Origin of the sequence: Aeromonas sp. 9A (assembly GCF_963900955.1) — a bacterium.
GTDB classification, from domain to species: domain Bacteria; phylum Pseudomonadota; class Gammaproteobacteria; order Enterobacterales; family Aeromonadaceae; genus Aeromonas; species Aeromonas salmonicida.
Genome location: NZ_CAWRFG010000001.1, coordinates 809,296 through 834,639, shown reverse-complemented (window position 1 = coordinate 834,639; position 25,344 = coordinate 809,296). Strand labels below are relative to the sequence as shown.

General features: G+C 56.7%; 26 protein-coding genes. 16 read left to right on the top strand and 10 right to left on the bottom strand.

Going from position 1 to position 25,344, the window contains the following annotated elements:
- The first annotated feature begins 37 nt into the window (after positions 1-37).
- Positions 38-943, top strand: a complete 906-nt coding sequence (locus tag AACX78_RS04170; RefSeq protein WP_099991596.1) for a Dyp-type peroxidase — start codon at positions 38-40, stop codon at positions 941-943.
- A 103-nt stretch (positions 944-1,046) separates the two neighbouring features.
- Here the strand turns inward: AACX78_RS04170 and argR are convergent, their stop codons facing one another.
- Entirely contained in the window at positions 1,047-1,517 is a 471-nt protein-coding gene (argR, locus tag AACX78_RS04165) for a transcriptional regulator ArgR (RefSeq protein ID WP_005308670.1), read from the bottom strand.
- Between the two features lie 201 nt (positions 1,518-1,718).
- Between argR and AACX78_RS04160 the strand changes: the two genes are divergently transcribed.
- From AACX78_RS04160 to AACX78_RS04130, 7 genes are all read left to right on the top strand, one after another.
- Positions 1,719-2,459, top strand: coding sequence for an ATP-binding cassette domain-containing protein (locus AACX78_RS04160; RefSeq protein WP_159165462.1), 741 nt, complete (start codon positions 1,719-1,721; stop codon positions 2,457-2,459).
- A 25-nt stretch (positions 2,460-2,484) separates the two neighbouring features.
- On the top strand, positions 2,485-3,222 hold the full coding sequence (locus AACX78_RS04155; protein ID WP_005313547.1) for a transporter substrate-binding domain-containing protein: 738 nt from the start codon (positions 2,485-2,487) through the stop codon (positions 3,220-3,222).
- Between the two features lie 3 nt (positions 3,223-3,225).
- Complete coding sequence (gene artQ, locus AACX78_RS04150; RefSeq protein WP_017411605.1) at positions 3,226-3,876, top strand: arginine ABC transporter permease ArtQ; 651 nt, start codon at positions 3,226-3,228, stop codon at positions 3,874-3,876.
- A gap of 2 nt (positions 3,877-3,878) precedes the next feature.
- Positions 3,879-4,004 carry a hypothetical protein gene (locus tag AACX78_RS04145; protein WP_265342325.1) on the top strand — a complete coding sequence of 42 codons (126 nt, stop codon included), beginning with the start codon at positions 3,879-3,881 and terminating at the stop codon, positions 4,002-4,004.
- A gap of 2 nt (positions 4,005-4,006) precedes the next feature.
- The gene (artM, locus tag AACX78_RS04140) at positions 4,007-4,669 is read left to right on the top strand and encodes an arginine ABC transporter permease ArtM (RefSeq protein ID WP_005313537.1); all 663 of its coding nucleotides are present in this window, start codon (positions 4,007-4,009) and stop codon (positions 4,667-4,669) included.
- A gap of 221 nt (positions 4,670-4,890) precedes the next feature.
- Positions 4,891-5,826, top strand: coding sequence for a malate dehydrogenase (gene mdh / locus AACX78_RS04135; protein WP_017411604.1), 936 nt, complete (start codon positions 4,891-4,893; stop codon positions 5,824-5,826).
- Between the two features lie 358 nt (positions 5,827-6,184).
- A complete protein-coding gene (locus AACX78_RS04130) occupies positions 6,185-6,775 on the top strand; it encodes a tetratricopeptide repeat protein (RefSeq protein WP_021138821.1) in 591 nt (196 codons plus the stop codon).
- Between the two features lie 96 nt (positions 6,776-6,871).
- Here AACX78_RS04130 and hmpA read toward each other — a convergent pair whose 3' ends face one another.
- Positions 6,872-8,065 carry an NO-inducible flavohemoprotein gene (gene hmpA / locus AACX78_RS04125; protein WP_159165460.1) on the bottom strand — a complete coding sequence of 398 codons (1,194 nt, stop codon included), beginning with the start codon at positions 8,063-8,065 and terminating at the stop codon, positions 6,872-6,874.
- Between the two features lie 111 nt (positions 8,066-8,176).
- Here hmpA and AACX78_RS04120 point away from each other — a divergent pair, with 111 nt between their 5' ends.
- Positions 8,177-8,650: an Rrf2 family transcriptional regulator gene (locus AACX78_RS04120; protein ID WP_034523613.1), complete on the top strand. Its 474-nt coding sequence runs from the start codon at positions 8,177-8,179 to the stop codon at positions 8,648-8,650.
- Positions 8,651-8,680: 30 nt separating this feature from the next.
- Here the strand turns inward: AACX78_RS04120 and AACX78_RS04115 are convergent, their stop codons facing one another.
- The gene (locus tag AACX78_RS04115; protein WP_021138818.1) at positions 8,681-9,961 is read right to left on the bottom strand and encodes an HlyC/CorC family transporter; all 1,281 of its coding nucleotides are present in this window, start codon (positions 9,959-9,961) and stop codon (positions 8,681-8,683) included.
- A gap of 39 nt (positions 9,962-10,000) precedes the next feature.
- Positions 10,001-10,792: a cytochrome C assembly family protein gene (locus AACX78_RS04110; RefSeq protein ID WP_034523623.1), complete on the bottom strand. Its 792-nt coding sequence runs from the start codon at positions 10,790-10,792 to the stop codon at positions 10,001-10,003.
- A 299-nt stretch (positions 10,793-11,091) separates the two neighbouring features.
- Here AACX78_RS04110 and ffh point away from each other — a divergent pair, with 299 nt between their 5' ends.
- The 5 genes from ffh (at position 11,092) to rplS (ending at position 14,609) form a co-directional block, all read left to right on the top strand.
- Positions 11,092-12,471 carry a signal recognition particle protein gene (ffh, locus tag AACX78_RS04105; protein WP_113720986.1) on the top strand — a complete coding sequence of 460 codons (1,380 nt, stop codon included), beginning with the start codon at positions 11,092-11,094 and terminating at the stop codon, positions 12,469-12,471.
- A gap of 179 nt (positions 12,472-12,650) precedes the next feature.
- Entirely contained in the window at positions 12,651-12,899 is a 249-nt protein-coding gene (rpsP, locus tag AACX78_RS04100; protein ID WP_021141082.1) for a 30S ribosomal protein S16, read from the top strand.
- A 24-nt stretch (positions 12,900-12,923) separates the two neighbouring features.
- Positions 12,924-13,445, top strand: coding sequence for a ribosome maturation factor RimM (rimM, locus tag AACX78_RS04095; RefSeq protein WP_005313510.1), 522 nt, complete (start codon positions 12,924-12,926; stop codon positions 13,443-13,445).
- Positions 13,446-13,479: 34 nt separating this feature from the next.
- Entirely contained in the window at positions 13,480-14,229 is a 750-nt protein-coding gene (trmD, locus tag AACX78_RS04090; protein WP_005313508.1) for a tRNA (guanosine(37)-N1)-methyltransferase TrmD, read from the top strand.
- 32 nt (positions 14,230-14,261) lie between these two features.
- Positions 14,262-14,609, top strand: a complete 348-nt coding sequence (gene rplS / locus AACX78_RS04085) for a 50S ribosomal protein L19 (protein WP_005313505.1) — start codon at positions 14,262-14,264, stop codon at positions 14,607-14,609.
- A gap of 128 nt (positions 14,610-14,737) precedes the next feature.
- Here rplS and AACX78_RS04080 read toward each other — a convergent pair whose 3' ends face one another.
- A complete protein-coding gene (locus AACX78_RS04080) occupies positions 14,738-15,061 on the bottom strand; it encodes an isoamylase early set domain-containing protein (RefSeq protein WP_096119716.1) in 324 nt (107 codons plus the stop codon).
- An 83-nt stretch (positions 15,062-15,144) separates the two neighbouring features.
- Positions 15,145-15,819, bottom strand: coding sequence for a DNA mismatch repair endonuclease MutH (gene mutH / locus AACX78_RS04075; RefSeq protein WP_159165459.1), 675 nt, complete (start codon positions 15,817-15,819; stop codon positions 15,145-15,147).
- Between the two features lie 1,293 nt (positions 15,820-17,112).
- Between mutH and rapA the strand changes: the two genes are divergently transcribed.
- Positions 17,113-19,980, top strand: a complete 2,868-nt coding sequence (gene rapA, locus AACX78_RS04070) for an RNA polymerase-associated protein RapA (protein ID WP_159165458.1) — start codon at positions 17,113-17,115, stop codon at positions 19,978-19,980.
- A 194-nt stretch (positions 19,981-20,174) separates the two neighbouring features.
- Complete coding sequence (gene rluA / locus AACX78_RS04065) at positions 20,175-20,831, top strand: bifunctional tRNA pseudouridine(32) synthase/23S rRNA pseudouridine(746) synthase RluA (RefSeq protein ID WP_159165457.1); 657 nt, start codon at positions 20,175-20,177, stop codon at positions 20,829-20,831.
- 72 nt (positions 20,832-20,903) lie between these two features.
- On the opposite strand, the gene AACX78_RS04060 is transcribed toward rluA, so the two are convergent.
- From AACX78_RS04060 to groL, 4 genes are all read right to left on the bottom strand, one after another.
- On the bottom strand, positions 20,904-21,092 hold the full coding sequence (locus AACX78_RS04060; protein ID WP_021140099.1) for a hypothetical protein: 189 nt from the start codon (positions 21,090-21,092) through the stop codon (positions 20,904-20,906).
- A 58-nt stretch (positions 21,093-21,150) separates the two neighbouring features.
- The gene (locus AACX78_RS04055; protein WP_159165456.1) at positions 21,151-23,082 is read right to left on the bottom strand and encodes a putative bifunctional diguanylate cyclase/phosphodiesterase; all 1,932 of its coding nucleotides are present in this window, start codon (positions 23,080-23,082) and stop codon (positions 21,151-21,153) included.
- A gap of 23 nt (positions 23,083-23,105) precedes the next feature.
- A complete protein-coding gene (locus AACX78_RS04050) occupies positions 23,106-23,603 on the bottom strand; it encodes a molybdopterin-binding oxidoreductase (protein WP_201302928.1) in 498 nt (165 codons plus the stop codon).
- Positions 23,604-23,698: 95 nt separating this feature from the next.
- Complete coding sequence (gene groL, locus AACX78_RS04045) at positions 23,699-25,333, bottom strand: chaperonin GroEL (RefSeq protein WP_021140096.1); 1,635 nt, start codon at positions 25,331-25,333, stop codon at positions 23,699-23,701.
- Positions 25,334-25,344 lie beyond the last annotated feature (11 nt).

Below are 25,344 nucleotides of genomic sequence, written 5' to 3'. Positions count from 1 at the left end.
ATCGCGCCACGCTAATGCCTATACAGGGGAGAGACAAATGAAAGCCCAAGCCGGGATCTGCGCAGAGCCGAATCTGCACGCCCTCTATCTGATGTTCAATCGCACAGGAGAGGCGACCGCACTGGTTGCCCGTCTGGCCAGCTTGCCTGCCCTGTGGGAAGCGGTTGCCGCCGATTTCCCCGATGCCGGTTTCACCGGCCTGGTCGCCGTCGGCGCCGATGCCTGGGATGACCTCTACCCTGTGGCCCGTCCGCCCCAGTTTCGCGGCTTTATGACGCAATCAGCCAACGGTCAGCAGGCGCCAAATACGCCGTTCGACCTCTTCGTGCAATTGCGTGCCGATCGGGTCGATGTTTTGCATCACGCCGGTCAAAGGGTAATGGCACTGCTGGCCGGATTGGTGGCGCTGGTGGAAGAGGTGCGTGGTTTCCGCAATCTGGATTGCCGGGATCTGACCGGCTTCGTCGACGGCACCGAGAACCCGCAAGATGAACACCGCGCTGAGGTGGCCTTGCTTGAGGGTGGCGAGTTTGCCGGTGGCTCCTATGTCCATGTGCAGCGTTGGGTACATGCCATGAGCGACTGGGAGAAGCTCGCCCTGAAGGAACAGGAAGACATCATTGGCCGCACCAAGCGCGACAACATCGAATACGAGTCGGCTGACAAGCCGCTGACCTCCCATATCAAGCGGGTCAACCTCAAGACGCCCAAGGGCGAATCCATGGAGATACTGCGTCAGAGCATGCCCTGGGGAACCATGACGGAGCAGGGACTCTATTTCATCTCCTGCTGCCGCACGCCGTTGCACTTCAATGCCATGATGGCCAGCATGTACAAGGGGGAGGGCGGCCATTTCGATCACCTGCTGCGCTTCACCACGGCAGTGACTGGTGCGGCCTTCTTTGCCCCCTCGGAAGATTTTCTGGTGGCACAGGGTCAATAAGTCAGCATTTACCTGTGCGCAGAAAACAAAAATCCCGGCCTTGGCCGGGATTTTGCGTTCTGGCGGTACCGCCAAGAGGCGGTGGCCTGCGCATTGGCTGACATTAAGGGGTCTGTTCGAACAGCTCGAGGGCGGAGAGATAGAGCTCTTCGATATCGGTGTCGCTGGTCGGAGTGATGAAGATGGTGTCATCACCGGCGATGGTGCCGAGGATCCCTTCTGCCTTGCCGAGTGAGTCGAGCAGGCGGGCGATCAGCTGGGCTGCACCCGGGCTGGTGTGGATCACGACCAGGGCGCCGTTGTGGTCGACGTCGAGTACCAGGTTCTTGAGCGGGCTGGAAGTAGTGGGTACACCCAGTTCCACCGGCAGGCAGTAAACCATCTCCATCTTGGCATTGCGGGTGCGAACGGCGCCGAAGCGGCTCAGCATGCGCGATACCTTGGACTGGTTGATGTTTTCGAAGCCCATCTCTTGCAGGGCAGTCACTATCTCTGCCTGGGAGCCAAATCGTTCTTCTTTCAGCAAGGCTTTAAAGGCCTTGGCCAGTTTTTCTTGCTTGTCGTTGTGTTTCATCTTGGACTCACGAATGAGGAGGTGTGGCTGCCTGTCACGCTCAGGCGGCAGATATGAACAGCGTGCCCATTTTGCATTCATGTGCCTATTTTTGCAAGGAAGCGGCGGTTGTTCTGCATATTGATTCAAAATTAGCTTGCATCCCCTCATGTTGGGGCTAAAATCGGGACGAAATTTTGAAAACTTATTCAATTGGGCTGTATGGGTATTGAACTAATCGGTATCGCAAAATCCTGGCACAAGGTGCCGGTACTGCAAGATGTCAGCTTTCGGACTGAGCCCGGTGAAACCTTGGTGCTGCTGGGCCCGAGCGGTGCTGGCAAGAGCTCGCTGCTACGCATGATGAACTTGCTGGACACGCCGGATGCAGGCGTATTGCGCATCGGTGAAAGTGAATTTTCTTTCCCGTCCGGCCTGTCTGCTGCCGAATTCAACCGTCAGGCGCAGGTACTGCGTCGCAAGGTGGGCATGGTGTTCCAGCAGTACAATCTCTGGCCACATCTGACCGTGATGGAGAACCTCATAGAGGCACCCGTCAAGTTGCTCGGCATGAGCAAGGCCGCGGCTATCGAGAAGGGCGCCTACCTGTTGACCCAGTTGCAACTGGCCGATAAGCGTGATGCCTGGCCTGCCCGCCTCTCCGGCGGCCAGCAGCAACGGGTGGCCATTGCCCGTACCCTGATGATGGATCCGCAAGTGCTGCTGTTTGACGAGCCGACGGCCGCACTCGATCCCGAGATCACCAAAGAGGTGGCCGAGATCATCCGCAATCTGGGCCAGACCGGTATTACCCAGGTGGTGGTGACCCACGAGGTGGAGTTTGCCCGCAAGGTGGCCAGTCAGGTGATTTATCTGGAAAAGGGGCGGATCATCGAGTCCGGTACCGCCGCCATTTTCCAATCCCCGCAAACCAGCCGGTTTGCCGAATTCTTGATGCATTGATATTCAAATCGATAAGGAAGCTGTCATGAAAAAGAGTCTGTTGCTGGTTGCTGCTATGGGTTTGCTGAGCACCTCAGTGCTGGCCAAAGAGATCAAGTTCGCCACCGAGGCGACTTATGCACCGTTTGAATACCTGGACGACAAAAACGAGTTTCAGGGCTTTGACATCGACCTGGCCCGTGCCATCTGTACCCAGGTCAAGCTGGAGTGCAGCTTCCACAACCAGGCCTTCGACAGCCTGATCCCCAGCCTCAAGTTCCGTCGCTATGATGCTGCCATCGCAGCCATGGATGTGACCCCGGAGCGGGCAGCCCAGGTCGACTTCTCCGACATCTATTACGAGAACTCAGCCGTGTTCGTGGCCAAGAAAGGGACCTTCAAGGGACCGGAAGACTTGGTCGACAAGACGGTCGGCGTGCAGAATGGTTCCTCCCATCAGTCCTATCTGGTGGATAACTGGATCAGCAAAGGCTTGCTGACCGTACCCTATGCCAGCTACCAGAGTGCCTTCCTCGACATGATGAATGGCCGTACCGATGGTGTGTTTGCCGATACTGCCGTGGCGGCCGACTGGCTCAAGCAGCACAAGGAGTACGTCGTGATCGGTGCGCCTGTGACCGATGCCAAGTACTTCGGCACCGGCTTTGGCATCGCAGTGGCCAAGGGCAACCTGGAGCTGCTGACCCAGCTGAACAAGGGGCTGGCCGAGATCAAGGCCAACGGCACCTATCAGAAAATCTTCGACAAATACTTCGCGCAGTAAGCCATGTTGAGCCTGTTGTTGGATGCAGCCTGGATGACCCTCGGGCTGGCCTTGGCATCACTGGTCGGTGGCATGGTATTGGCGCTGGGATTGAGCGCCGCCGAGCTGAGTAAACAGCCTTGGCTGGTGTGGCCTGTGGCTACACTGACCACCTTGATCCGTGGCTTGCCCGAGCTGTTGGTGGTGCTGTTCATCTACTTCGGCTCGACCCAGGTGCTGTTTCTCATCACAGGCGAGTATGTGGAGTTCAGCCCGTTCGCCTGTGGCGTGCTCGCACTCTCTCTGCTGTTTGCCAGCTATGCCACCCAGACTCTGCGGGCGGCGCTCAATGCGGTGCCCGCCGGACAGCGGTTGGCGGCGCTGGCGCTCGGTCTTGGCAAGGGGCACATCTTCTTTCGTATCGTGTTGCCCCAAGCCTGGCGTCATGCCCTGCCGGGCCTCGGCAATCAGTGGCTGGTGTTGCTCAAGGATACGGCGCTGGTCTCTCTCATAGGGGTGAACGAGATGATGCGTCAGGCCCAGATGGCCTCGGCCAGCACCTATGAACCCTTTACCTGGTATGCCGCCGCGGCCCTCATCTATCTTGCCATCAGCTTGGTGAGTGAATTCGGCCTCAAGCAGGCTGCCCGCTATACCCGCCGCTACGGAGGTTGACCATGCAGGACTATTTCATGACTCTGCTGGGGGGATTCGTGATCACCCTGCAACCGACCGTCTTCAGTCAGCTGAGTGAATTCGGGTTTAAGCAGACAGCCAGCTATACCCGCCGCTACGGAGGTTGACCATGCAGGACTATTTCATGACTCTGCTGGGTGGTCTGGCAATCACCTTGCAATTAACTGCCCTCAGTCTGCTGCTCGGCGTACTGATGGCGGCTGCCATGACATGGGTGCTGGAGCAGCGCATTCCGGTGGCGACCCAGCTGGTACAGCTGTGGGTGCTGATCTTCACCGGCACGCCGCTGCTGATCCAGATCTTCCTTATCTACTACGGGCCGGGACAGTTCGAGTGGCTCAAGTCCGGGCCGCTCTGGCCTCTGCTCAAGCAGCCCTGGTTCTGCGCCGTGCTGGCCCTTGGTTTCAACACCGCGGCCTATTCAACCCGCTTGTTCAAGGGGGCGCTCGATGCCATTCCGTCCGGTGAGGTGGAGGCCTGCCGCGCCCTCGGCTTTTCGGCCGGGCAGACCCTGTGGATGAAGGTGCGCCACGCCGCCCGGCGACTGGTGCCCGCCTACTCCAACGAGGTGATCCTGGTGCTCAAGGGGAGTTCGCTCGCCAGCACCATCACCATCATGGACGTGATGGGTCTGGCCCAGCGCCTCAACGCCCAGACCTATGACACCCTGGCTGTGTTCACTGTGGCCGGTGCGCTTTACCTGACCATGAACGGATTGTTAACAATTGGGTTTCGCTGGTGTGAACGGCGAGCCTTGGCATTCCAGGCCTGAACTCGGTATGTCTACCTCTTTGTGGTAGGTGTAAATGCGGGAAATCTGTGCTTCTCCTCTGATTTTTTGCATTTCCCCCCATTTTTATGCGCCGCCTGTTTATTGGCTCACAGAACCCGTGATTGCAACTGTTATCAGATTGTTTTTTATGGGGGGATCCATTAAGGTTGGGCCCACAACAAGAAACAACCTTAAACCTACGCTTAAACATGGAGTTGATCATGAAAGTTGCCGTTCTGGGTGCCGCCGGTGGCATCGGCCAAGCCCTCGCTCTGCTGTTGAAAAATCGCCTTCCTGCTGGTTCCGAACTGAGCCTGTATGACATAGCCCCGGTCACTCCGGGTGTGGCGGTCGATCTGAGCCATATCCCGACTGACGTGAAAGTGAAAGGTTTCTGCGGTGAAGATCCGAGCCCGGCTCTGGTCGGCGCCGATGTGGTGCTGATCTCCGCCGGTGTGGCGCGTAAGCCCGGCATGGATCGTTCCGATCTATTCAATATCAACGCCGGTATCGTCAAGAATCTGGTCGAAAAATGTGCCGCCTCCTGCCCGAAAGCGCTGATCGGCATCATCACCAACCCGGTCAACACCACGGTCGCCATCGCGGCTGAAGTGCTGAAAAAAGCCGGTGTCTACGACAAGCGTCGCCTGTTTGGCGTCACCACCCTGGATGTGATCCGCGCCGAGACCTTCGTGGCCGACGCCAAGGGTTTGAATGTCGACAAGGTGCGTGTCAACGTGATCGGTGGCCACAGTGGCGTGACCATACTGCCGCTGCTGTCCCAGATCGAAGGGGCTTCCTTCTCTGCAGAAGAAGTGGCAGCCATGACCAAGCGTATCCAGAACGCCGGCACCGAAGTGGTTGAAGCCAAGGCCGGTGGTGGTTCTGCCACCCTTTCCATGGGGCAGGCTGCCTGCCGTTTTGGGCTGTCGCTCATCAAGGGTCTGCAGGGCGAAGCCAACGTCATCGAGTGCGCTTATGTGGAAGGGGATGGCAAGCACGCTACCTTCTTCGCACAGCCCATCTTGCTGGGCAAGAACGGCGTCGAAACCGTGCTGGACTACGGCAAGCTGAGTGCCTTCGAGCAAGAGGCGATGGAGGGCATGCTGGCCACTCTGAAAGCCGATATCCAGCTGGGTGTCGAGTTCGTCAAGTAAGCCGCATGGCTGACAACAAGGGGAGCTTCGGCTCCCCTTTGTCATTGCTGCAGGGTGCTGACGGTGACGGGCTAAGGGGATGGGCCTGGCTGCCGATAACAGAGAGCAGCAGGAGAACCTTATGATGAAACCCCTTACCCTTTTTGGCCTTGCTTGTTTGCTGACGACCCAGGCACAGGGCGCGGAGCCACAGGTATCCGCCGCCGGACCGGTCGCGTCATATCAGCCTGAGGTGTCTGCAGCCGGGCCAGCAGCACCACTGCCAGTCGCTCCTTCAATGGCGCAGCCAGCTGCGGCTGCCTCATCAGCCGCGTCTGCCACAGCGTCGGATGGCGGGCTCTCTCCAACCAGTCAACCCATGACCAGCACGCCGACGAGCGGTGCAGATGACAGCGGCAACCTGCAGGCTGTGCCCCTCTATCGTCAGGACGAGCTGCTCAACTGGATTGAGCAGGGGCGTCATTTACAGCAGGTAAAACAGGACAGATGCCAGCTTACCCAGGATATAGAGGTGCGGGCCGAGGTAATGAAGGTGCCTGCCTATCAGTTCCTGTGGGGAGACATGCTGGCCTGGGGAGTGTGCATCAAGCCCAATGCGGAGCTCGGGGTCAAATTCATGTGGGATGCCGCCAATCAGGGGTTGGCACCTGCGCTGGAACAGCTGGGCCGTTATTACTGGAAGGGCACCCTGGTGCAAAAAGATCTGCTCAAGGCCGAAACCCTGATGCGTGAAGCGGCCAGTCTAGGGTTTCAACGGGCACAGATAGAGTGGGTCGAGATGTTGCTGCAGGGGCTGGGCAGCCCGCTGGATTATGAAGAGGCGTATCACTGGCTGCACAGCACTGTCATTGGTGACAAGGCCTTGCATCAGAAGGCGACCAGCCTGCTGAATCGACTGGGCAACCGCATGCCTGCCAACGCCATTGCCCGTGCCAAGGCGATGCGTTAAATAAAAATGACCCACAGGTTTTCACCTGTGGGTCCGGATCCGGCCGCCGTGCCATGACAGGCCGGGTCCTCATTGCTTTATATGGTGCAACCCCGATTAAAGATCCTGGTGGGGGCCAAAAACTTCGTAGTGCAACTGTTCGGTCGGGATACCCGCCGCGCTGAGTTGTGTCTTGATCTCCTGCATGAAGCCGAGCGGGCCGCAGAAGTAGTAGTGGGCCTGCGGTACCAGCAACCCGGATACCTGACTCAAGTCCATGGTGCCGCTGAAGTCGTAGTCCTTCCCTTGCTCATCCTGATCACTTGGCTCCCGATACCAGACCCGGCTCTGCAGCTTGTGGTGCTGTTGGCGTTTGCGTTGGATATCCTCCTTGAAGGCATGCAGCGAACCCCGTTCACAAGCGTGCAGCCAGCAGACATCGGCATCATGGCCCGTTCTCAGCAGTTGGTTGAGCATGCTCAGCATGGGGGTGAGGCCCACGCCGGCGGAGAGCAGCACCACTGGGGTGCTGGCGCTGGCTTGCAGGAAGAAATCACCGGTTGGCGGCATCAGATCCACCTTGTCACCAATTTGTAGATGGTCATGCAGCAGGTTGGAAACCTGACCCTGCGGCTCGCGCTTGACGCTGATACGGTAATCGCGGCCATTGGGGGCATCGGAGAGGGAGTACTGACGGATCTCCTGATATTCCAGTTCCGGGTGGTTGAGCTGGATGCTGAGGTACTGGCCCGGCTTGAAATGCAGCACGGGTTTGCCATCGATCGGCGCCAGCATGAAGGAAGTGATGAGCTCGCTCTCGACCCGCTTCTCTTTGATGATGAAGGGGCGAGGGCCTTGCCAGCCACCGATCTCGCTCGCCTTCTCCTGATAGATCTCGCTCTCCCGGCCGATGAAAATACTGGCCAGTACCCCATAAGCCTTGCCCCAGGCATCCAGCACTTCGTCGGTGACTGCACTTCCGCCCAATTCTTTGAGCGTGGCCAAGAGATGACTACCTACAATGTGATATTGTTCCGGCTGGATCATGAAACCCGTGTGTTTGTGGGCGATACGTTCTACTGCACCTGCCAGGGCCCCCAGGTTGTCGATGTTCTTGGCATAAGCCGCCACTGCGTTGAACAGGGCCAGCGGTTGGCCGCCGCTGCGCTGGTGAGCCAGGTTGAAAATATCCTTCAGCTCGGGGTTGTGACTGAACATGCGCTGATAGAAGTGCTGGGTGAGTGCAGGGCCCGCCGATTCGAGCAAAGGTATGGTGCTTTTGATGACGGCGATGGTGGCTTGATCTAACATAAGGGGTCCTTTCTAATTAAACATTTAAAATGTCACTTAATAAGCTGCATCCTAGATGTTTATTTGATCTGGATCAATAATCAATTTTCCGCGTGATGCGACACAGGCCCTATGAGACTAACTAGCTATACCGATTTTGGGTTGAGAGCCCTGCTCTATCTGGCGACCTTGCCACAGGGGGAATTGTCGAGCGTGGCCAAGGTTTCCGCCTTGTATGACGTCTCTCGCAACCACATGGTGAAGGTGGTGAATCAGCTGGTGAAGCTGGGTTATCTGCAGTCACAGCGGGGCAAGAATGGCGGGATCCGCATGGCTTGCGCGCCAGAGACAGTCAATATCGGCCAGGTGATCCGTGCGCTGGAGGGCAACCTGGACGGCATCGACTGCAACTCGCCCGTTTGCCATATTGTCTCTGTCTGTCTGCTGAAAAGCGCCCTGAAGGAGGCGATGAACGCTTTCCTGGCGGTGATGGACAGCTACACGCTGCAAGACCTGCTGGCCAATCGCGACGAGCTGCAGAAGGTGTTCGGTGAGCTGATCCCGACCCTGGTGCTGGAACCAGAGCCTGACGACGAGAATGAGTGAGATAAAAAAGGCTGCCATCGGCAGCTTTTTTCAATCTTCGAAACCCGATACGTTGCGGTATAAATCTGGCATGATCCGCGCCATCTTCACCATGTTGTTCTCTACTTCCATGATCTCGATGGGATAGCCAGCCAGCCGCAGGCTGATGTTGGGCTGGGGGATCTCCTCCAGATATTCCAGAATTGCGCCATTGAGGGTTCTCGGCCCGTCGATGGGCAGTTGCCAGTTCATCTCCTTGTTCAGCTCGCGGATGCTGGCCGAGCCTTCCACCAGGAAAGAACCGTCCGGCTGAGGATGGATCTCTTCGCTGGGCGCGGGAGTAATGGTGGTGGTGAAATCGCCCACTATCTCCTCCAGGATGTCGTCCAGGGTGATCAGCCCCTGAATGTCACCGTACTCATCCACAATGAGGCCGATCCGCTCCTTGTTGCGCTGGAACTTGGCCAGTTGCACGTTGAGCGGTGTCCCCTCCGGGATGAAGTAGATCTCGTCCACTTCCCGCAGCAGGCTCGACTTGTTGAACTGATCCCTGGCCATCAGCCGCAGCGCATCGCGGGCGTGCAGAAAGCCCACCACGTCATCGATGTTGTCTCGATAGAGCAGTATTTTGGTGTGGGCGCCGTGGGCCAGCTGGCGCAGTATGCTTTTCCAGTCATCGTTGATGTCGATGGCGTAGATCTCGCTGCGTGGCACCATGATGTGCTCCACCGTCATCTTGTCCAGGTCCAGGATACTAAGCAGCATCTCCTGATGGCGCTGGGGGATGAGACTTCCGGCCTCGTTGACTATGGTGCGCAGCTCCTCGGTATTGAGAGCATCATTCTTGTTGGGAGTGACTCGCAGCAGCTTGAGCAGGCCGCTGGTGATGCCATTGATCAGCCAGACGAAGGGGTAGAGCGGCACCATCAGCCCCTTGAGGATCCAGGAGGCGGGGTAGGCAATTCTTTCGGGGAACATGGCCGCCAGGGTTTTGGGGGTGACTTCGCCAAATACCAGCACGACCAGGGTCAGACCAAAGGTGGCGATGGCAACACCCAGATCGCCAAACAGCCGGATACAGACAATGGTGGCGATGGCCGAGGCGAAGATGTTGACCAGGTTGTTGCCTATCAGGATCAGGCCCAGCAGACGATCAGGGCGGGCGAGCAGTTGCTCGACACGGCGTGCGGCTTTGTGTTTGGTCTGTGCCAGATGCCGCAGCTTGTAGCGGTTGATGGACATCAGGCCGGTTTCGGAGCTGGAGAAGAAAGCGGATAGAAAGATCAAGATAACGAGGACAATCAGTAGTGTACTCGTTGAGATGCTGTCCAAAAAGGGCTCCTTTTGGGGCTAGGTGAGTAAAAGTGAATATCAGCTCAGCAGCACTTCTTTCACGAAGCGGCTGCCGAAATAGGCCAGCGTCAGGATGACACTGCCGACAAAACTCAGGGTAATGACCCTGCGGCCACGCCAACCACGAGTATGGTGACCCCATAACAGCAATACGTAGACGCACCAGGCAAGGATCGAGAGGATTGCCTTGTGGGATTTACCCTGGGCGAACATGTCCTCCAGAAAGAACAGACCGGAGGCGATGGAAAGCGTCAGCAGGAACAGACCTGCCGAGATGAGCTGGAACAGACGCTTCTCTACCGTCATCAAGGGGGGCATGGACGGTAGCTGGCTGATCTTGCGGGACTTCAACTGACGGTCCAGACAAGCAAGCTGCAGTGCAAAAAGACCGGCGATCATCAGCACCGAATAGGCCATCAGCGCAAGACCTATGTGCAGCAGCAACTGGGGGTGAGCTTCCAGATGGGTGATATAGCGACCTGGTATCAGGGCACTGGCGGCCAGCAGCAGGGCGGAAAAACTGTAGACCACGGGCAGCAGGATCCAGCCGTTGAAGCGACGGGTGACGCAGGTCATGAAGCAACTGATGATAAGGCTGACCAGAGACGCAACGTTGAGCATGCTGAGATTCTGGCCGGAATGGGTCACCAGCACTTCGCTGGCAACCGACGCGCCATGGGCGACCAGAGCCAGTCCTATGCAGGCAAACAGGGGCGCTTGCCCGACTTGTTTGGCATTGAGCAGCAGGTGCAGCGAGGCGACGATGGCGAGCAGATAGAATGCCAAGGCCAGAATAGAGATCACGATCATAACCAGGTCGTTGTTGAACAAGCGGTTGGAACAGGAGTGGCAGTATACCTTGCACAAGATATGCTCGCCAGTTGTGCTACCGCCGATCTGCCCATATATAGGCAGCAGGCGACCGCTTTGCGCGGTGAATAATTGTCCTCCAGCGCTACCTCACGCTGGCAGAGGTATTATAATGCCCCCATTTGTTAAGCTTGCCCGTTAGCTGGCTGATGACCGCTACGAGCGGTGAATAATCGTCCTCACAGGGCTGACTGGGGTATAATCCCCCCCATTTGTTACGCCAAGAACCGGAATGCGTCATGTTTGAGAATTTGACTGAACGACTCTCGCGCACCTTGCGCAATGTCAGTGGCCGTGGCCGGCTGACCGAAGAGAACATCAAGGATACCTTGCGCGAAGTGCGCATGGCGCTGCTCGAGGCGGACGTCGCCCTGCCGGTAGTGCGTGACTTCGTTGCCCGCGTGAAAGAACGTGCCGTGGGCCAGGAAGTGGCCAAGTCCCTGAGCCCGGGCCAGGCCTTCATCAAGATAGTGCACGGCGAGCTGGTCTCTGTGATGGGGGAGGCCAATGAACAGCTCAACCTGGCTGCCCAGCCGCCCGCCATCATACTGATGGCGGGTCTGCAGGGTGCCGGTAAGACCACTACGGTCGGTAAACTGGCCAAGTTGCTCAAAGAGCGAAGCAAGAAGAAGGTGCTGGTCGTCAGTGCCGACGTCTATCGCCCTGCGGCGATCAAGCAGCTGGAAACCTTGGCAAGCGACGTCGGCGTCGACTTCTTCCCGAGTGATGCCAGCCAGAAACCGGTCGATATCGCCACCGCGGCCATCGATCAGGCGCGCAAGAAGTTCTATGACGTTGTGATCGTGGATACCGCCGGCCGTCTGCACGTCGACAGCGACATGATGGACGAGATCATCCATCTCCACGCCACCATCAAGCCTATCGAGACCCTGTTCGTGGTGGATGCCATGACGGGTCAGGATGCCGCCAACACTGCCAAGGCGTTCAACGAGGCGCTGCCGCTCACTGGCGTGATCCTCACCAAGGCCGACGGTGATGCCCGTGGTGGTGCCGCTCTTTCCGTGCGCCATATCACCGGCAAGCCAGTCAAGTTCATCGGTATGGGTGAGAAGACAGACGCGCTGGAGCCATTCCATCCGGATCGCCTCGCTTCCCGTATCCTCGGCATGGGTGATGTACTGTCGCTTATCGAGGAAGTGGAGCGCACGGTCGACAAGGAGAAGGCAGCCAAACTGGCCAACAAGGTCAAGAGTGGCAAAGGCTTCGATCTGGAGGACTTCCGTGAACAGCTGGCTCAGATGCGCAACATGGGCGGCATGATGGGCATGCTCGACAAGCTGCCGGGCATGTCCGGCCTGCCGGATAACGTGAAAGATCAGATGGATGACAAGCTGACAGTGCGGATGGAGGCCATCATCAGCTCCATGACGCCCAAGGAGCGCGCCCATCCTGATCTCATCAAGGGCTCCCGCAAGCGCCGCATCGCTGCGGGCTCCGGTATGCAGGTGCAGGACGTGAACAAGCTGCTCAAGCAGTTCACCGAAATGCAGCGCATGATGAAAAAGATGTCCGGCAAGGGCGGCATGCGCAAGATGATGGGGCAGATGAAGAACATGCTGCCGCCCGGATTTGGTGGCGGTGGTCGCGGTCCGTTCTGATTTTCCTGCTTGTCAGGCAGAAAGGCTCACCGAGGTGAGCCTTTTTCATGCCAACCCTTGCGCAAAAAATAGCTGGCTTGGTTGCAATTATTACGAATCCAAGTAGAATTACGCGGCTTATTTTAAGCTAGGGTCTGCGTATTTGCAGGCCTTGTTCATTAGATGTTTATGAGGACGATATGGTAACCATTCGTTTACAACGTGGTGGCGCGAAAAAGCGTCCGTTTTACCAGGTAGTAGTTTCTGACAGCCGTTGCGCTCGTGACGGTCGCTTCATCGAGCGCGTTGGTTTCTTCAACCCGGTCGCTTCTGGTTCTGCTGAAAAGCTGAATCTGGACCTGGCTCGTATCGAGCATTGGGTTGCTACTGGTGCCGCTGTTTCTGACCGCGTTGCCAAGCTGATCAAAGACGCTGCCAAAGCTGCTTAATCAGCCCAACGGTAAGGAGTTAAGGTGGAAAAACCTGTAGTTCTGGGCACTCTGGGTACCGTTTATGGCATCAAGGGCTGGCTTAAAGTGAACTCCTTCACCGATGTTGCCGAAGCGATTTTCGATTACAACCCCTGGATGATCAATCAGAACGGGGTGTGGCGTGAACTCAAGGTCTCGGCCTGGAAACGTCACAACAAGGGTCTGATTTGCAAGATCGATGGTATCGATCTGCGTGAAGATGCCCTGGCATTGACCAATGTCGAGATTGGCGTCCCCGCCGATCTGTTGCCTGCGTTGCCCGAAGGTGAGTTCTACTGGCGTGACCTGATTGGTTGCTCGGTATCGACCACCAAGGGATACGACCTGGGCAAGGTGACCGAATTGATGGAAACCGGCTCCAACGATGTGTTGGTGGTTGAAGCCAATGTAAAAGATGCCTTTGGCGCGAAGGAGCGGTTGATTCCGTTCCTGGAAGAGCAGGTGATCAAGCATATTGATCTGACTGCTCGAACAATCGAAGTTGATTGGGATCCTGGTTTCTAGTTTCCCGCGGTAACACGAGTGCCGGAGGTTTCTTATGTGGATTGGGGTGATTAGCCTCTTCCCGGAAATGTTCCGAGCCATTACCGAGCACGGGGTAACGGGTCGGGCCGTCAAGAGTGGCCTGCTGCAGATTGAGTGCTGGAACCCCCGGGAGTTTACCCACGACAAACATCGTACGGTCGATGATCGTCCTTATGGTGGTGGGCCCGGCATGTTGATGATGGTTCAGCCGCTGCGTGACGCGATTCATGCAGCCAAGCAAGCGGCGGGAGACGGGGCGAAAGTCATCTATCTTTCTCCTCAGGGACGCAAGCTGACTCAAGCGGGCGTAACCGAGTTGGCGACGAATCAGAAACTGATTCTGGTAGCCGGTCGATACGAAGGTATCGATGAACGCGTGATACAAACCGAAGTCGACGAAGAGTGGTCTATCGGGGATTACGTGTTAAGTGGTGGCGAGTTGCCTGCCATGACCCTGATCGATGCGGTTTCGCGTCTGGTCCCTGGGGTTTTGGGTGATCAGGCCAGTGCCGAGCAAGACTCCTTCACGGATGGCTTGCTGGATCATCCCCACTACACTCGGCCGGAGTTGTTGGATGGATTGGCGGTGCCCGAGGCGCTGACAAGCGGCAATCACGAAGTGATCAGGCGCTGGCGTCTCAAACAGTCGCTCGGACGAACCTGGCAAAGAAGGCCGGAACTTATTAACAACCTAGCTCTGACTGACGAGCAAGAATCACTTCTTGCCGAGTATGTCCGCGAAGTGCGTGACAGCGTTAAGTAGAGTTTTCAGTTTATCCTAGGTAAGGAAAGACAATGAGCAAGATTATTCAGCAGCTTGAACAAGAGCAACTGCGTACCGACATCCCGGCATTTGCCCAGGGCGACACCGTACGTGTTCAAGTTCGTGTTAAAGAAGGTGGCAAAGAGCGTCTGCAGGCTTTCGAAGGCATCGTTATTGCCAAGCGTAACCGCGGTCTGCACTCTGCTTTCACCGTTCGCAAGATCTCCAACGGCGAAGGTGTTGAGCGTGTATTCCAGACTCACTCTCCGCTGATCCACAGTGTAGAACTGAAGCGTCGTGGTGATGTTCGCCGCGCCAAACTGTACTACCTGCGCAACCTGTCCGGTAAAGCTGCTCGTATCAAAGAGAAGCTCAACTAATTCGATTCGAATTGGTGTCGATATGTCGGCAAATAGCTCGACAGGTAGTGAAAAGGCTCGCCAATGGCGAGCCTTTTTTGTGTCTGCAATTCGGGTGCCGGCCAGACGCGCCAGTGTTCTGCTCGTCGCTACTGACTGACCCGCACCACAGAGTTGTCCCGTCCGAAGGGGCCTGGCACATAGTCGTCCGCCTCCCAGTCGTTGTCGTAGAGCGTCTCTCCGTTCGGTTTCACCAGCTGGTAGCAGTATTCGAAATGGCTGGGGCCATCGGTGGGCAAGTTGAGAGTGGTCCTGAACTCCCCGCTCTTCATCCGTTTGAGCTCTATGGGTTGCCACTGGCTGAACTCTCCCAGCAGCAATACCTGCTCAGCTTCACCTGCAGCCTCTTTTTCCACCGCGAAGGTCACCTTGACCTCGGGGCGGGACTTGAGAAATTGCTTGTTGATCGGCATGACGCCTCCTTGTCATTGATTGCGAAGAAATAGCTACTGGCTATTTTTATATCACTTTATGACAAGGATGTTTATAACGGAGATCAAAGGGGCAGGGCAAAGTGGCGCTGCAGCAGGCCATGAGTGAACCCTATTTTGAGGTAAAAGCCTCGTGGCAGTGTCAGAATTGGCTGACCATTGCGACCGATGGCACGGGTCAGCGCCTTGTTGTTGGCTGCCTTGGGGCGTAACTGCATCACCTGACCATGGCGAGCACTTATCTGCTCGACCTCTCCCAGCACTATCATGTCCATCAACTCTTCCCAGTCCTGGCGCAGCAATTCATCTTCCTCTTCACTCGGACTCCACATCAGCGGCATGCCGATCCGGCGCTCTCCTACGGGGATGTCACGGCTGCCCTCCACCGGGATCCAGAGTACCCGCGAGAGCTTGTTGCGCACATTCGACTCTTCCCAGCGCTGACCGCTGACGCCGATCAGTGGTGCTACGCAAACGAAGGTGGTTTCCAGCGGCTTGCCATAAGGATCGATGGGGATCGTCTTGAGCTCGATGCCGAGCTCGGGGAAGTCCTGCTCCGGCTTGCTGCCGGCGCTGGCCCCCAGTTGCCACTCGATAAGTTGACCGACCCAGCCCTTGTCCCGCCTCAAATCGCGAGGGACAGCAATGCCTGCATCGGTGGCCAGCTGTGCCAGCGAGAAGCCAGCCATGGCGTCGGCACGGGCCAGCAGTTCCTGTTCTGACTGGGGATTGGTGGGCATGAATGACTCCTGCAAAGGGGAATTATTTTAGCAAGTCTGATCCTTGATGAGGATCGCTGTTTTTATAACCGTTCCTGGCAGGGGGCTGCGCAGGGGGGGGCGTTTTGTAGGTGAGGACTTATCATAATGATTTTTAAAGAGTTTGTCTTTATAGCGCAGATCTTCCTGGCACAGGATCCTGAGTTGAAATAGTTGTCCAAGGGTTTGCTCATGCTGTTGCACACAGTTATCCACAGAAATCTTGGATAACTGCCGTAAAGTGGTAATAGTCAGGGTGTTGTTACAAAAAAATGTGAAACTGCACCGATTTTTGCTGCGATGGCAGGGCAGATAGTGTGCCACTCCTGTGGATAAATTGGCCGTGGTGGATCTTTGAACAGTTGAACTTGTTCACAATCGGGATCCCGGATCTCCGGCGGGGAAAGACATGGATCTTGATCCAGCGCTGTTCATTTAACACTATGTATTTAAATACNAAGGTCCCCTCCTTTCCCCCGTAGGGCGTATGCGGTATTAGCAGTCGTTTCCAACTGTTATCCCCCTCGACTGGGCAGATCCCCAGGCATTACTCACCCGTCCGCCGCTCGCCGGCAAAAGTAGCAAGCTACTTTCCCGCTGCCGCTCGACTTGCATGTGTTAGGCCTGCCGCCAGCGTTCAATCTGAGCCATGATCAAACTCTTCAATTTAAGTTTGGTTTGCGTTCATTCATTACCGAGGCAATGAACTTCAGCGGCTCAATGAATTGCTGAAATAAACTGTTCGACTTCTTATTGCTAAGAAATCGTTTTGGTCACTTCACCAGACATTGAAAATCAACAAAATTGTTTGATGTTCGATGCTGTGAGTGCCCACACAGATTGCTTGATTCAAATTGTTAAAGAGCGTCGCAACAGTGTGTTGCTGCGGGAGTGGAATTCTACTCAACCGCCTTCTCGAGTCAAGCCTTATTTTCAAAGGCTTTTCGAAGTTATCGACGAGGTTGTTTGCGTTGCCGCTTGCCCTGTCGATGTGGCGCATTATAGGGATCTGGATCACGCTTGCAAGAGGCGTTTCGAATTAAATTCGAATTATTATCTCAATAGCTCATCAATTCACCAAAAAGACTGTTTATCCCGCAACAACACACTCATATGGCGACATATGCCTATCTTCAATGATGTCTTGGCAGCGATAGATCAAACTTGTAGCGAATTGGCACCACCCACTTCTATATGCATGGTGATCGAGGTCACGCCTTCGGGTAACATAGCGCCCCTTTGCGATTCACACACTCTTGGGCTTTGGAGAGTTTAATGCCTTTTGCACTTGGCCAGCGTTGGATTAGTGATACAGAGACGGATCTGGGGTTGGGGACTGTCGTTGCTGTTGAAGGACGCATGGTTACCCTGTTGTTTCCGGCTACCGGTGAAAACCGCATGTATGCCAAAGAAGAGGCGCCGGTAACCCGGGTCAGCTTCAATGTGGGCGATCAGATCGCCACTCACGAAGACTGGACCATGACGGTCGAAGAAGTGCAGGAAAAAGACGGTCTGCTTATATATATAGGTGTACGCACCGACAATGATGAGCCCGTTGCCCTCAAGGAAGTGTTTCTCAGCAACTTTATCAAATTCAACAAGCCGCAGGATCGCCTGTTCGCCGGTCAGATTGACCGTATGTCCCGCTTTACCCTGCGTTACGAAGCGCTGATCAACCAGCATAAACGTCGCCTTAACCCGACTCGCGGTCTGGCCGGTGGCCGGGTCAGCCTGATCCCGCACCAGCTTTATATCGCCCATGAAGTGGGACACCGCTATGCTCCGCGCGTATTGCTGGCCGATGAAGTGGGCCTGGGCAAGACCATTGAAGCGGGCATGATCATCCATCAGCAACTGCTCTCCGGTCGCGCCCATCGCGTGCTCATACTGCTGCCCGAGACTCTCCAGCACCAGTGGCTGGTCGAGATGCTGCGCCGCTTCAACCTGCACTTCTCCCTGTTTGACGAGGAGCGCTGCATCGAGGCCTTCGCCGACGCGGAGAACCCCTTCGAGACCGAGCAGCTGGTGATCTGCAGTCTCGACTTCCTGCGCAAGAAGCGTCGTCGTTTCGAGCAGGTGCTGGAAGCCGAGTGGGATCTGCTGGTTGTCGACGAGGCGCATCATCTTGAGTGGAGCATCGATGCCCCAAGCCGCGCCTACGAAATGGTGGAGGCGCTGGCCGAACAAGTGCCGGGTGTGCTGCTGCTGACCGCCACCCCGGATCAGTTGGGCCACCAGAGCCACTTTGCCCGTCTGCGCCTGCTCGACCCGGAGCGCTTCTACGATTACGAGGCCTTCCTCGCCGAGGAGCAAGCTTACGGCAAGGTCGCCAGCGCGGCGCAAGAACTGCTGGATGGCGAGACCCTGAGCGATGAAGCCAGGCAGATCCTAGCCAGCCAGCTGGAAGGGCTGGATATGAGCGATGCTGCTGCCCGCCAACAAGCGGTCGCCAAGCTGCTGGATCAGCACGGCACCGGCCGGGTGCTGTTCCGTAACAGCCGCGCCAATATTCAGGGCTTCCCCGAGCGCCACCTCAACGTTTATCCCATGCCACTGCCGGAGCAGTACAAGACAGCCATCAAGGTGATGGGCATGATGGGTGGCAATGGCGGCGATCTGCAGACCCGCGCCCTGCGCTATCTCTATCCCGAGAAGATCTTCCAGCAGTTCGAAGGGGAAAATGCCACCTGGACCCAGTTCGATCCCCGCGTCGACTGGTTGCTGGAGCTGCTGCTCTCTGCTCGCCAGCAAAAAGTGCTGGTAATCTGCTCCGAAGCGGCCACCGCCATAGCGCTGGAAGAGGCGCTGCGTACCCGTGAAGGGATCCGCGGCACAGTGTTCCATGAAGGAATGTCTATCCTCGAGCGGGACAAGGCGTCCGCCTATTTCGCGCAAGAGGATGGTGGCGCCCAGGTGCTGCTCTGCTCAGAAATCGGTTCAGAAGGTCGTAACTTCCAATTTGCCAGCCATCTGGTGCTGTTCGATCTACCCCTCAATCCGGATCTGCTGGAACAGCGCATCGGTCGTCTGGACCGTATCGGTCAGCAGAATACCGTCGAGATCCACGTTCCTTATCTGGAAGGGACTGCCCAGCGCGCCCTGCAGCTCTGGTATCACGATGGTCTGGATGCGTTCGAGCAGACCTGCCCGACTGCCCGCCCGGTATTCGAAGCTGTGCGTGACGAACTGTTCGAGCTGCTGGCCGCCAACACTGGCGTTCAGGCAACCCTCGACAGTCTGCTCATCAAGACCCGCGAGCTGCACGAGCCGCTCAAAGCCCGACTGGAACAGGGTCGCGATCGCCTGCTGGAGATCCACTCCAGCGGTGGCGCCGCAGCCCAGCAGCTGGTCGACAAGCTGGCTGCCGAAGATGATGACACCGGCATGGTCTCCTTCGCCCTCAAGATGTTCGATGAGATCGGTGTCAATCAGGATGACAGAGGCGAAAACGCGCTGGTGCTGACCCCGGGGGATCACATGCTGGTATCCAGCTTCCCGGGCCTGCCGCAGGATGGCATGACCATCACCTTCGATCGCCCGACCGCCTTGTCACGGGATGACATGGCGCTGCTCTCCTGGGATCACCCCATGATGCGCGGCGGTATCGACCTCATTCTGGGCTCCGAGATCGGCGCAACGTCTGTAGCGCTGCTCAAGAACAAGGCGCTGCCCATCGGCTCCATCCTGCTTGAGCTGATCTTCGTCGCCGAGTCTGCGGCCCATCCCCAGCTCTACCGCTTCATGCCGCCGACACCGATCCGTCTGCTGATGGACAAGAACGGTCAGAATCTGGGCGAGAAGGTGGCATTCGATGCCTTCAACCGCCAGCTGACCCCGGTCAACCGCCACCTTGGCAGCAAGCTGGTCACCGCTTCCCAGCCGGTGATCCACGGTCTGATTGGCAAGGGCCAGGTCATTGCCGAAGAGCTGAAAGCCGGGATTGTCGACAAGGCCCGTGCCCGGATGGCGCAGACCCTGCAGCAGGATCTCGATCGTCTGGAAGCGCTCAAGGCAGTCAATCCGAACGTGCGTGACAGCGAACTGGATTATCTGCGCAATCTGCAGGCAGAATTGCACCACCTGATCGATCAGACCCAACTCAAGCTGGATGCAATCCGCTTTATCGTGGTCACCCATAACTGACGCGGCAATGAAGAGACATGACCTGAGCCAGCTCAGGCTGGATGCCATGCACTTTATTATCGTGGTCATCCATAACTGACAAGGCAGTGAAGAGACATGACCGGCTCCGGCTCACGCGGGATCCCATGCCCTTTATGATTGTGGTTACCCATAACTGATGGGGGCTTGCCCCCACCTTTTGATGCGAGACACTTATGTTTGAATACTCACCGCCTCTGGAACCCTGGCTCGATATCCTGTTCAAGGACAAGGACATCATGGTGGTCAACAAGCCCACCGGCCTGCTGAGCGTCCCCGGGCGCGGCCCCGAGAATGAAGACAGCGTCCTGCATCGGGTGAAGCAGCAGCACCCCAAGGCGGCGGCAGCCCATCGCCTCGACATGTCCACCACTGGCGTCATTGTCATACCCCTCACCCCCAATTCTCATCGGGAGCTGAGTCGGCAATTTCGCGAGCGGGAGACCGAGAAGCACTACCTCGCCTGGGTGTGGGGCGAGCCAGAAGCAGACTCGGGTCAGGTTGACCTGCCACTTTGCGTCGACTGGCCCAACCGCCCGAAGCAGAAGGTGGATTTCGAAGAGGGGCGCCACGCCCTGACCCTGTGGGAAAAGCTGAAGGTGGAGAACGGCAACAGCCTGATCAAGCTGACCCCCATCACGGGTCGCTCCCACCAGCTGCGCGTCCATATGCTGGAGCTGGGGCACCCCATTCTGGGTGACAACCTCTATGCCCATCCGGATGCACTGGCGGCCGCCCCCCATCTCTACCTCCATGCGGCCATGCTGACCATCAGCCACCCCCGCAGTGGCGAGCGGATGACCTTCGAGGCGCCAGCTCCCTTCCCGCTCTGATCCGAAGGGATGCGAAGCAAATCGCAGATATAAAAAAGCCCCCATCGCGAGATGGGGGCTTTTTCATTAGGGTCAGACGCGAATATCGATCTTGCTTCCCAGCGAGCCGCTGGCCGATGTCGGTGCAACCGGCGCGGATTGGGCTGCATTTTGCAACAGCTTCAGCGCAGCTTCGCCCTCTTGAGTCTGCTGTTTTTTGGCCAGACTGGCCGTCATCAACGCAGAACCAAACGACGCATTAGCAGAACTAGATATATCCATGGTGTACCTCCTGCCCTAAGACTATCGGCCATCTTGCGCCAAACATGAACTGTTTTGGCTAAATTAAATACGCCTTACCCGGCTGGCTCCGCTTTAACCACGCCTCCTCCATCTCCAGAAGAGTCTGATATATCTTCTCGGCCTGCTCGGGGCGACTGAACAGATAACCTTGTCCATACAGATGCATATCCGTGAGTGTACGCAAAACATCGAGCTGCGCCTGGGTTTCAATCCCTTCGCACACCAGACTCTTGCCCAGCATGGAACCCATACGGCAAATGTTGGCGACCAGTTCAGATGCTTCTATCGAGGTATCGATCCCCTGGATGAAGGAGCGATCGATCTTCACCTTGCTGACCGGCAATTTCTGCAGATAGCTGAGAGATGAGTAGCCGGTACCGAAATCATCCAGCGCCAACTGCACCCCTTGTTGATTCAGATCCTGCATCAGCTGCAGGGAATTCTTCACCTCGCGCATTGTGGTGTCTTCCGTCACCTCCAACACCAGGCTGGCGGCCGGGATATGGTGATCCATCAACGCCTTGGCGACCAGTTTCAACAAATTGCGCTGGTACATGCCAGGCGAGATATTCACGCACATTTGCAAGTCGACCAGTCCAAGCTGCTGCCACTGATAGAGCTGCTCACAGGCGGTGTTCAGCACCCAGCTGCCCAGTTTCTCGGCCAGCTGGAACTCTTCCGCCACCTGGATCACCTCGTTGGGCGGAATGAACCCCAATTCAGGGTGACGCCAGCGCAGCAGCGCTTCGACAGCCTCGCAGCGACCGCTTTCAAGATTGACGATGGGCTGGTAATACAATTCGAGTGCGTTGTGCTCCAGCGCCATGATCATGTCGCTTGCCAGATGCTTGCGCCGCGCCGTTTCATTGAGCAGCGAGTTGTCATAGATGACATAAGGGACATGAGTCTTGCGACTGTGGAACAGCGCCTGCTCGGCCCGACTGAGCAGCTCCTGGGTCAGCTTGCTGTCCATCGGGAAGAAGGCGATACCTATCCCCACCTCCAGCCGGAAGGGGTAGTTGTCGATAATGATGTCCTGCTTGAGCGCATGAAGCAGGCGTACAACCAGCTCTCTCACCTGCCGCAGGTCACTGCTCTCGCGCTGGATAATGGCAAACTGATCTCCACCCAGACGCGCCACCCACTCACCGTTTTCACACAGGCCGCGAACCCGCTTTGCCATCTCCTGCAGCAAGAAGTCGCCGGTGTTGTAGCCAAATTTGCTGTTGATATCCCGAAAATCGTTGATATCGACCAGTACCAAACCAAATGGTATCTCCTTGGTTGCGTACGATTCCATCTTCTCCAGCAACGCCAACCGATTGACCAGCCCGGTCAGTGGATCGACTCTTGCAGCCCGGAAATGGCGGCGCGCCTCGCGGATCAGCAGGCCACTGAGCAACATCACGGACAACACCAGACCGGAAACCATAAACAGCAAGGCGTTGCGCAGTTGGCCAAAGCGTTTGTCATTACCGGAATAGACATTGATGTTCTTTTGCATCACAGAGGCGAGAGAGTAAGAGAGAGGTTCTTGCAGAGGGGCCAGTCGCATCATGATTTGTTGATAATCTGGCGTACCCGACTTCAGATTGGTGATGTTGGACTCCATCTCGCGGATGTTGCTTTCAATCAGCTGCACCAGACGCAGGGTCTTTTGCTTGTCTTTCATGCTCTGGCGCAACTGCCCGCTGAGCAGGATTGGCGTGCGGCTCCAGAGGATGTCGTAACGCAGCATCAGAGTGTCGTGATCGATGCCACCATAATGGTAGATCTCGACGGAGTTGAGGAAGCGCCCCAACTCCAGCTGCAACTGCATCAGCGCCCAAGAGACGTCATAGGTGTACTTTTCCATCACCCGGGTCGCATTCTGTATCTGCGCGAGGCAATACAGGGTACTTCCCGTAAACAACAGGATGGATAGGTAAAGAACGACAAGTAAAGGCCACGCCTTGGTCTTTGCTTTCACTCGCACTCCCGCACGCCGTTATATCAATGTTGAACGTCAACCGCATTCAACTGCCAGATCATCATGTCAGTGAACTCTGATCGTTTCAGCTCCGGATGCTGATCAAGCGGTAGGATAAACCAAAGCGGCCCCTTATTCCGTACCCGCATGGTCACACCGTCATCTTGCCAGGCCAGAATGGGATCGTATTTGCTGACCTTGTCCCAGTTGATCCGTATCTGAAAACTGTTCAGGGCGGTCAGGGTAATGGATTTGCCATCCGCTCCGACGGCAGCCAGTACATCTGCCAGCTTGGGTCCCACATACTTGTGCGGTTTGTCGACCCAGGGATTTCCCGTCACTATTTCATGCTGGGGCAAGGCTTTGAGCATGGCCAGATCGAAAGCCACCTCTCCCTCTGTTGCCTCGGCCGGCTTCACATTGCCGGTCACCGTCAAGATGACGGGACCCTGCGGCGCCTCAAGGGCCATGACCGGCATCGCCAGAAAAAACAGTAATGGAATCAAACCCGCTACTCGCATACTCACCTCAGAAAAAGTCACCAACAATAGACTCAGTTTAGTCGCCATAAAAAAAACGGCCCGCAAAAGCGAGCCGTTTGGTAACCGGGACTGAATTACATCATGCCCATGCCACCCATGCCGCCCATGTCAGGCATGGCAGGGGTATCTTTCTTCGGCAGCTCGGTGATCATGCACTCTGTGGTGATCATCAGGCCGGCGATGGAAGAGGCGAACTGCAGAGCAGAACGGGTGACCTTGGTCGGATCCAGGATCCCCATGGCCAGCATGTCACCGTACTGTTCGGTGTAAGCGTTATAGCCGAAGTTGCCTTCACCATTTTTCACGGCGTTGGCAATGACGGAGGCTTCTTCGCCAGCGTTGATGACGATTTGACGCAGCGGGGCTTCCATGGCGCGCAAGGCAACCTTGATACCCACGTTCTGATCTTCGTTGTCACCACGCAGACCGGCCAGTTTGGCGGCAACGCGTACCAGCGCCACACCACCACCAGCAACAACGCCTTCTTCTACGGCAGCGCGAGTTGCGTGCAGGGCATCGTCAACACGGGCTTTCTTCTCTTTCATCTCGACTTCGGTCGCAGCACCGACCTTGATCACGGCAACGCCACCCGCCAGTTTGGCTACGCGCTCTTGCAGCTTCTCACGGTCGTAATCGGAAGAGGTCTCTTCGATTTGCTGACGGATCTGGGCCACACGGCTTTCGATCAGGGCAGCATCACCCACGCCATCGATGATGGTGGTGTTCTCTTTGGTGATGACGATACGCTTGGCACGGCCCAGATCTTCCAGGGTCGCTTTTTCCAGCTCCATGCCCACTTCTTCAGAGATCACGGTACCACCGGTCAGCATGGCGATATCCTGCAGCATGGCCTTGCGACGGTCACCGAAGCCCGGCGCCTTGACGGCAGCCACTTTCACAATGCCACGCATGGTGTTGACTACCAGGGTCGCCAGCGCTTCGCCTTCCACGTCTTCGGCAACGATCAGCAGCGGCTTGCCTGCTTTGGCAACGCCTTCCAGCACCGGCAGCATTTCGCGGATGTTGGATACTTTCTTGTCCACCAGCAGGATGAAGGGATCATCCAGCTCAACGGCACCGGTTTCCGGCTTGTTGACGAAGTAGGGGGAGAGGTAGCCACGGTCGAACTGCATGCCTTCTACCACAGCCAGCTCGTCGTCCAGGCCCTGACCATCTTCAACCGTGATGACGCCATCACGGCCGACTTTGTCCATGGCTTCAGCAATCAGCTTGCCCACTTTCTCGTCGGAGTTGGCGGAGATGGTGCCTACCTGAGCGATGGCGTTGTTGTCAGCGCACGGCTGGGACAGCACTTGCAGCTCGGCAACGGCGGCGATCACTGCCTTGTCGATACCGCGCTTCAGATCCATGGGGTTCATGCCGGCAGCAACGGCCTTCAGACCTTCGTTGACGATGGCCTGAGCCAGTACGGTTGCTGTGGTGGTACCGTCACCGGCAGCATCGTTGGCCTTGGAAGCAACTTCCTTGACCATCTGGGCGCCCATGTTCTGGAACTTGTCTTCCAGTTCGATTTCACGCGCCACGGAGACGCCATCCTTGGTGATGGTCGGTGCACCGAAGGACTTGTCCAGTACCACGTTGCGGCCTTTAGGACCCAGGGTAACCTTGACGGCATCGGCCAGGATGTTTACGCCTTCCAGCATCTTGATGCGGGCTTCGTTGCCAAATTTGACTTCTTTAGCTGCCATTTTCTTCAATC

Bases quoted from the DNA above. Each gene is read 5' to 3' on its own strand.
- AACX78_RS04170 (WP_099991596.1), top strand. From the start codon at position 38: ATGAAAGCCCAAGCCGGGATCTGCGCAGAGCCGAATCTGCACGCCCTC.
- argR (WP_005308670.1), bottom strand. From the start codon at position 1,517: ATGAAACACAACGACAAGCAAGAAAAACTGGCCAAGGCCTTTAAAGCC.
- AACX78_RS04160 (WP_159165462.1), top strand. From the start codon at position 1,719: ATGGGTATTGAACTAATCGGTATCGCAAAATCCTGGCACAAGGTGCCG.
- AACX78_RS04155 (WP_005313547.1), top strand. From the start codon at position 2,485: ATGAAAAAGAGTCTGTTGCTGGTTGCTGCTATGGGTTTGCTGAGCACC.
- artQ (WP_017411605.1), top strand. From the start codon at position 3,226: ATGTTGAGCCTGTTGTTGGATGCAGCCTGGATGACCCTCGGGCTGGCC.
- AACX78_RS04145 (WP_265342325.1), top strand. From the start codon at position 3,879: ATGCAGGACTATTTCATGACTCTGCTGGGGGGATTCGTGATCACCCTG.
- artM (WP_005313537.1), top strand. From the start codon at position 4,007: ATGCAGGACTATTTCATGACTCTGCTGGGTGGTCTGGCAATCACCTTG.
- mdh (WP_017411604.1), top strand. From the start codon at position 4,891: ATGAAAGTTGCCGTTCTGGGTGCCGCCGGTGGCATCGGCCAAGCCCTC.
- AACX78_RS04130 (WP_021138821.1), top strand. From the start codon at position 6,185: ATGACCAGCACGCCGACGAGCGGTGCAGATGACAGCGGCAACCTGCAG.
- hmpA (WP_159165460.1), bottom strand. From the start codon at position 8,065: ATGTTAGATCAAGCCACCATCGCCGTCATCAAAAGCACCATACCTTTG.
- AACX78_RS04120 (WP_034523613.1), top strand. From the start codon at position 8,177: ATGAGACTAACTAGCTATACCGATTTTGGGTTGAGAGCCCTGCTCTAT.
- AACX78_RS04110 (WP_034523623.1), bottom strand. From the start codon at position 10,792: ATGATCGTGATCTCTATTCTGGCCTTGGCATTCTATCTGCTCGCCATC.
- ffh (WP_113720986.1), top strand. From the start codon at position 11,092: ATGTTTGAGAATTTGACTGAACGACTCTCGCGCACCTTGCGCAATGTC.
- rpsP (WP_021141082.1), top strand. From the start codon at position 12,651: ATGGTAACCATTCGTTTACAACGTGGTGGCGCGAAAAAGCGTCCGTTT.
- trmD (WP_005313508.1), top strand. From the start codon at position 13,480: ATGTGGATTGGGGTGATTAGCCTCTTCCCGGAAATGTTCCGAGCCATT.
- rplS (WP_005313505.1), top strand. From the start codon at position 14,262: ATGAGCAAGATTATTCAGCAGCTTGAACAAGAGCAACTGCGTACCGAC.
- AACX78_RS04080 (WP_096119716.1), bottom strand. From the start codon at position 15,061: ATGCCGATCAACAAGCAATTTCTCAAGTCCCGCCCCGAGGTCAAGGTG.
- mutH (WP_159165459.1), bottom strand. From the start codon at position 15,819: ATGCCCACCAATCCCCAGTCAGAACAGGAACTGCTGGCCCGTGCCGAC.
- rapA (WP_159165458.1), top strand. From the start codon at position 17,113: ATGCCTTTTGCACTTGGCCAGCGTTGGATTAGTGATACAGAGACGGAT.
- rluA (WP_159165457.1), top strand. From the start codon at position 20,175: ATGTTTGAATACTCACCGCCTCTGGAACCCTGGCTCGATATCCTGTTC.
- AACX78_RS04060 (WP_021140099.1), bottom strand. From the start codon at position 21,092: ATGGATATATCTAGTTCTGCTAATGCGTCGTTTGGTTCTGCGTTGATG.
- AACX78_RS04050 (WP_201302928.1), bottom strand. From the start codon at position 23,603: ATGCGAGTAGCGGGTTTGATTCCATTACTGTTTTTTCTGGCGATGCCG.
- groL (WP_021140096.1), bottom strand. From the start codon at position 25,333: ATGGCAGCTAAAGAAGTCAAATTTGGCAACGAAGCCCGCATCAAGATG.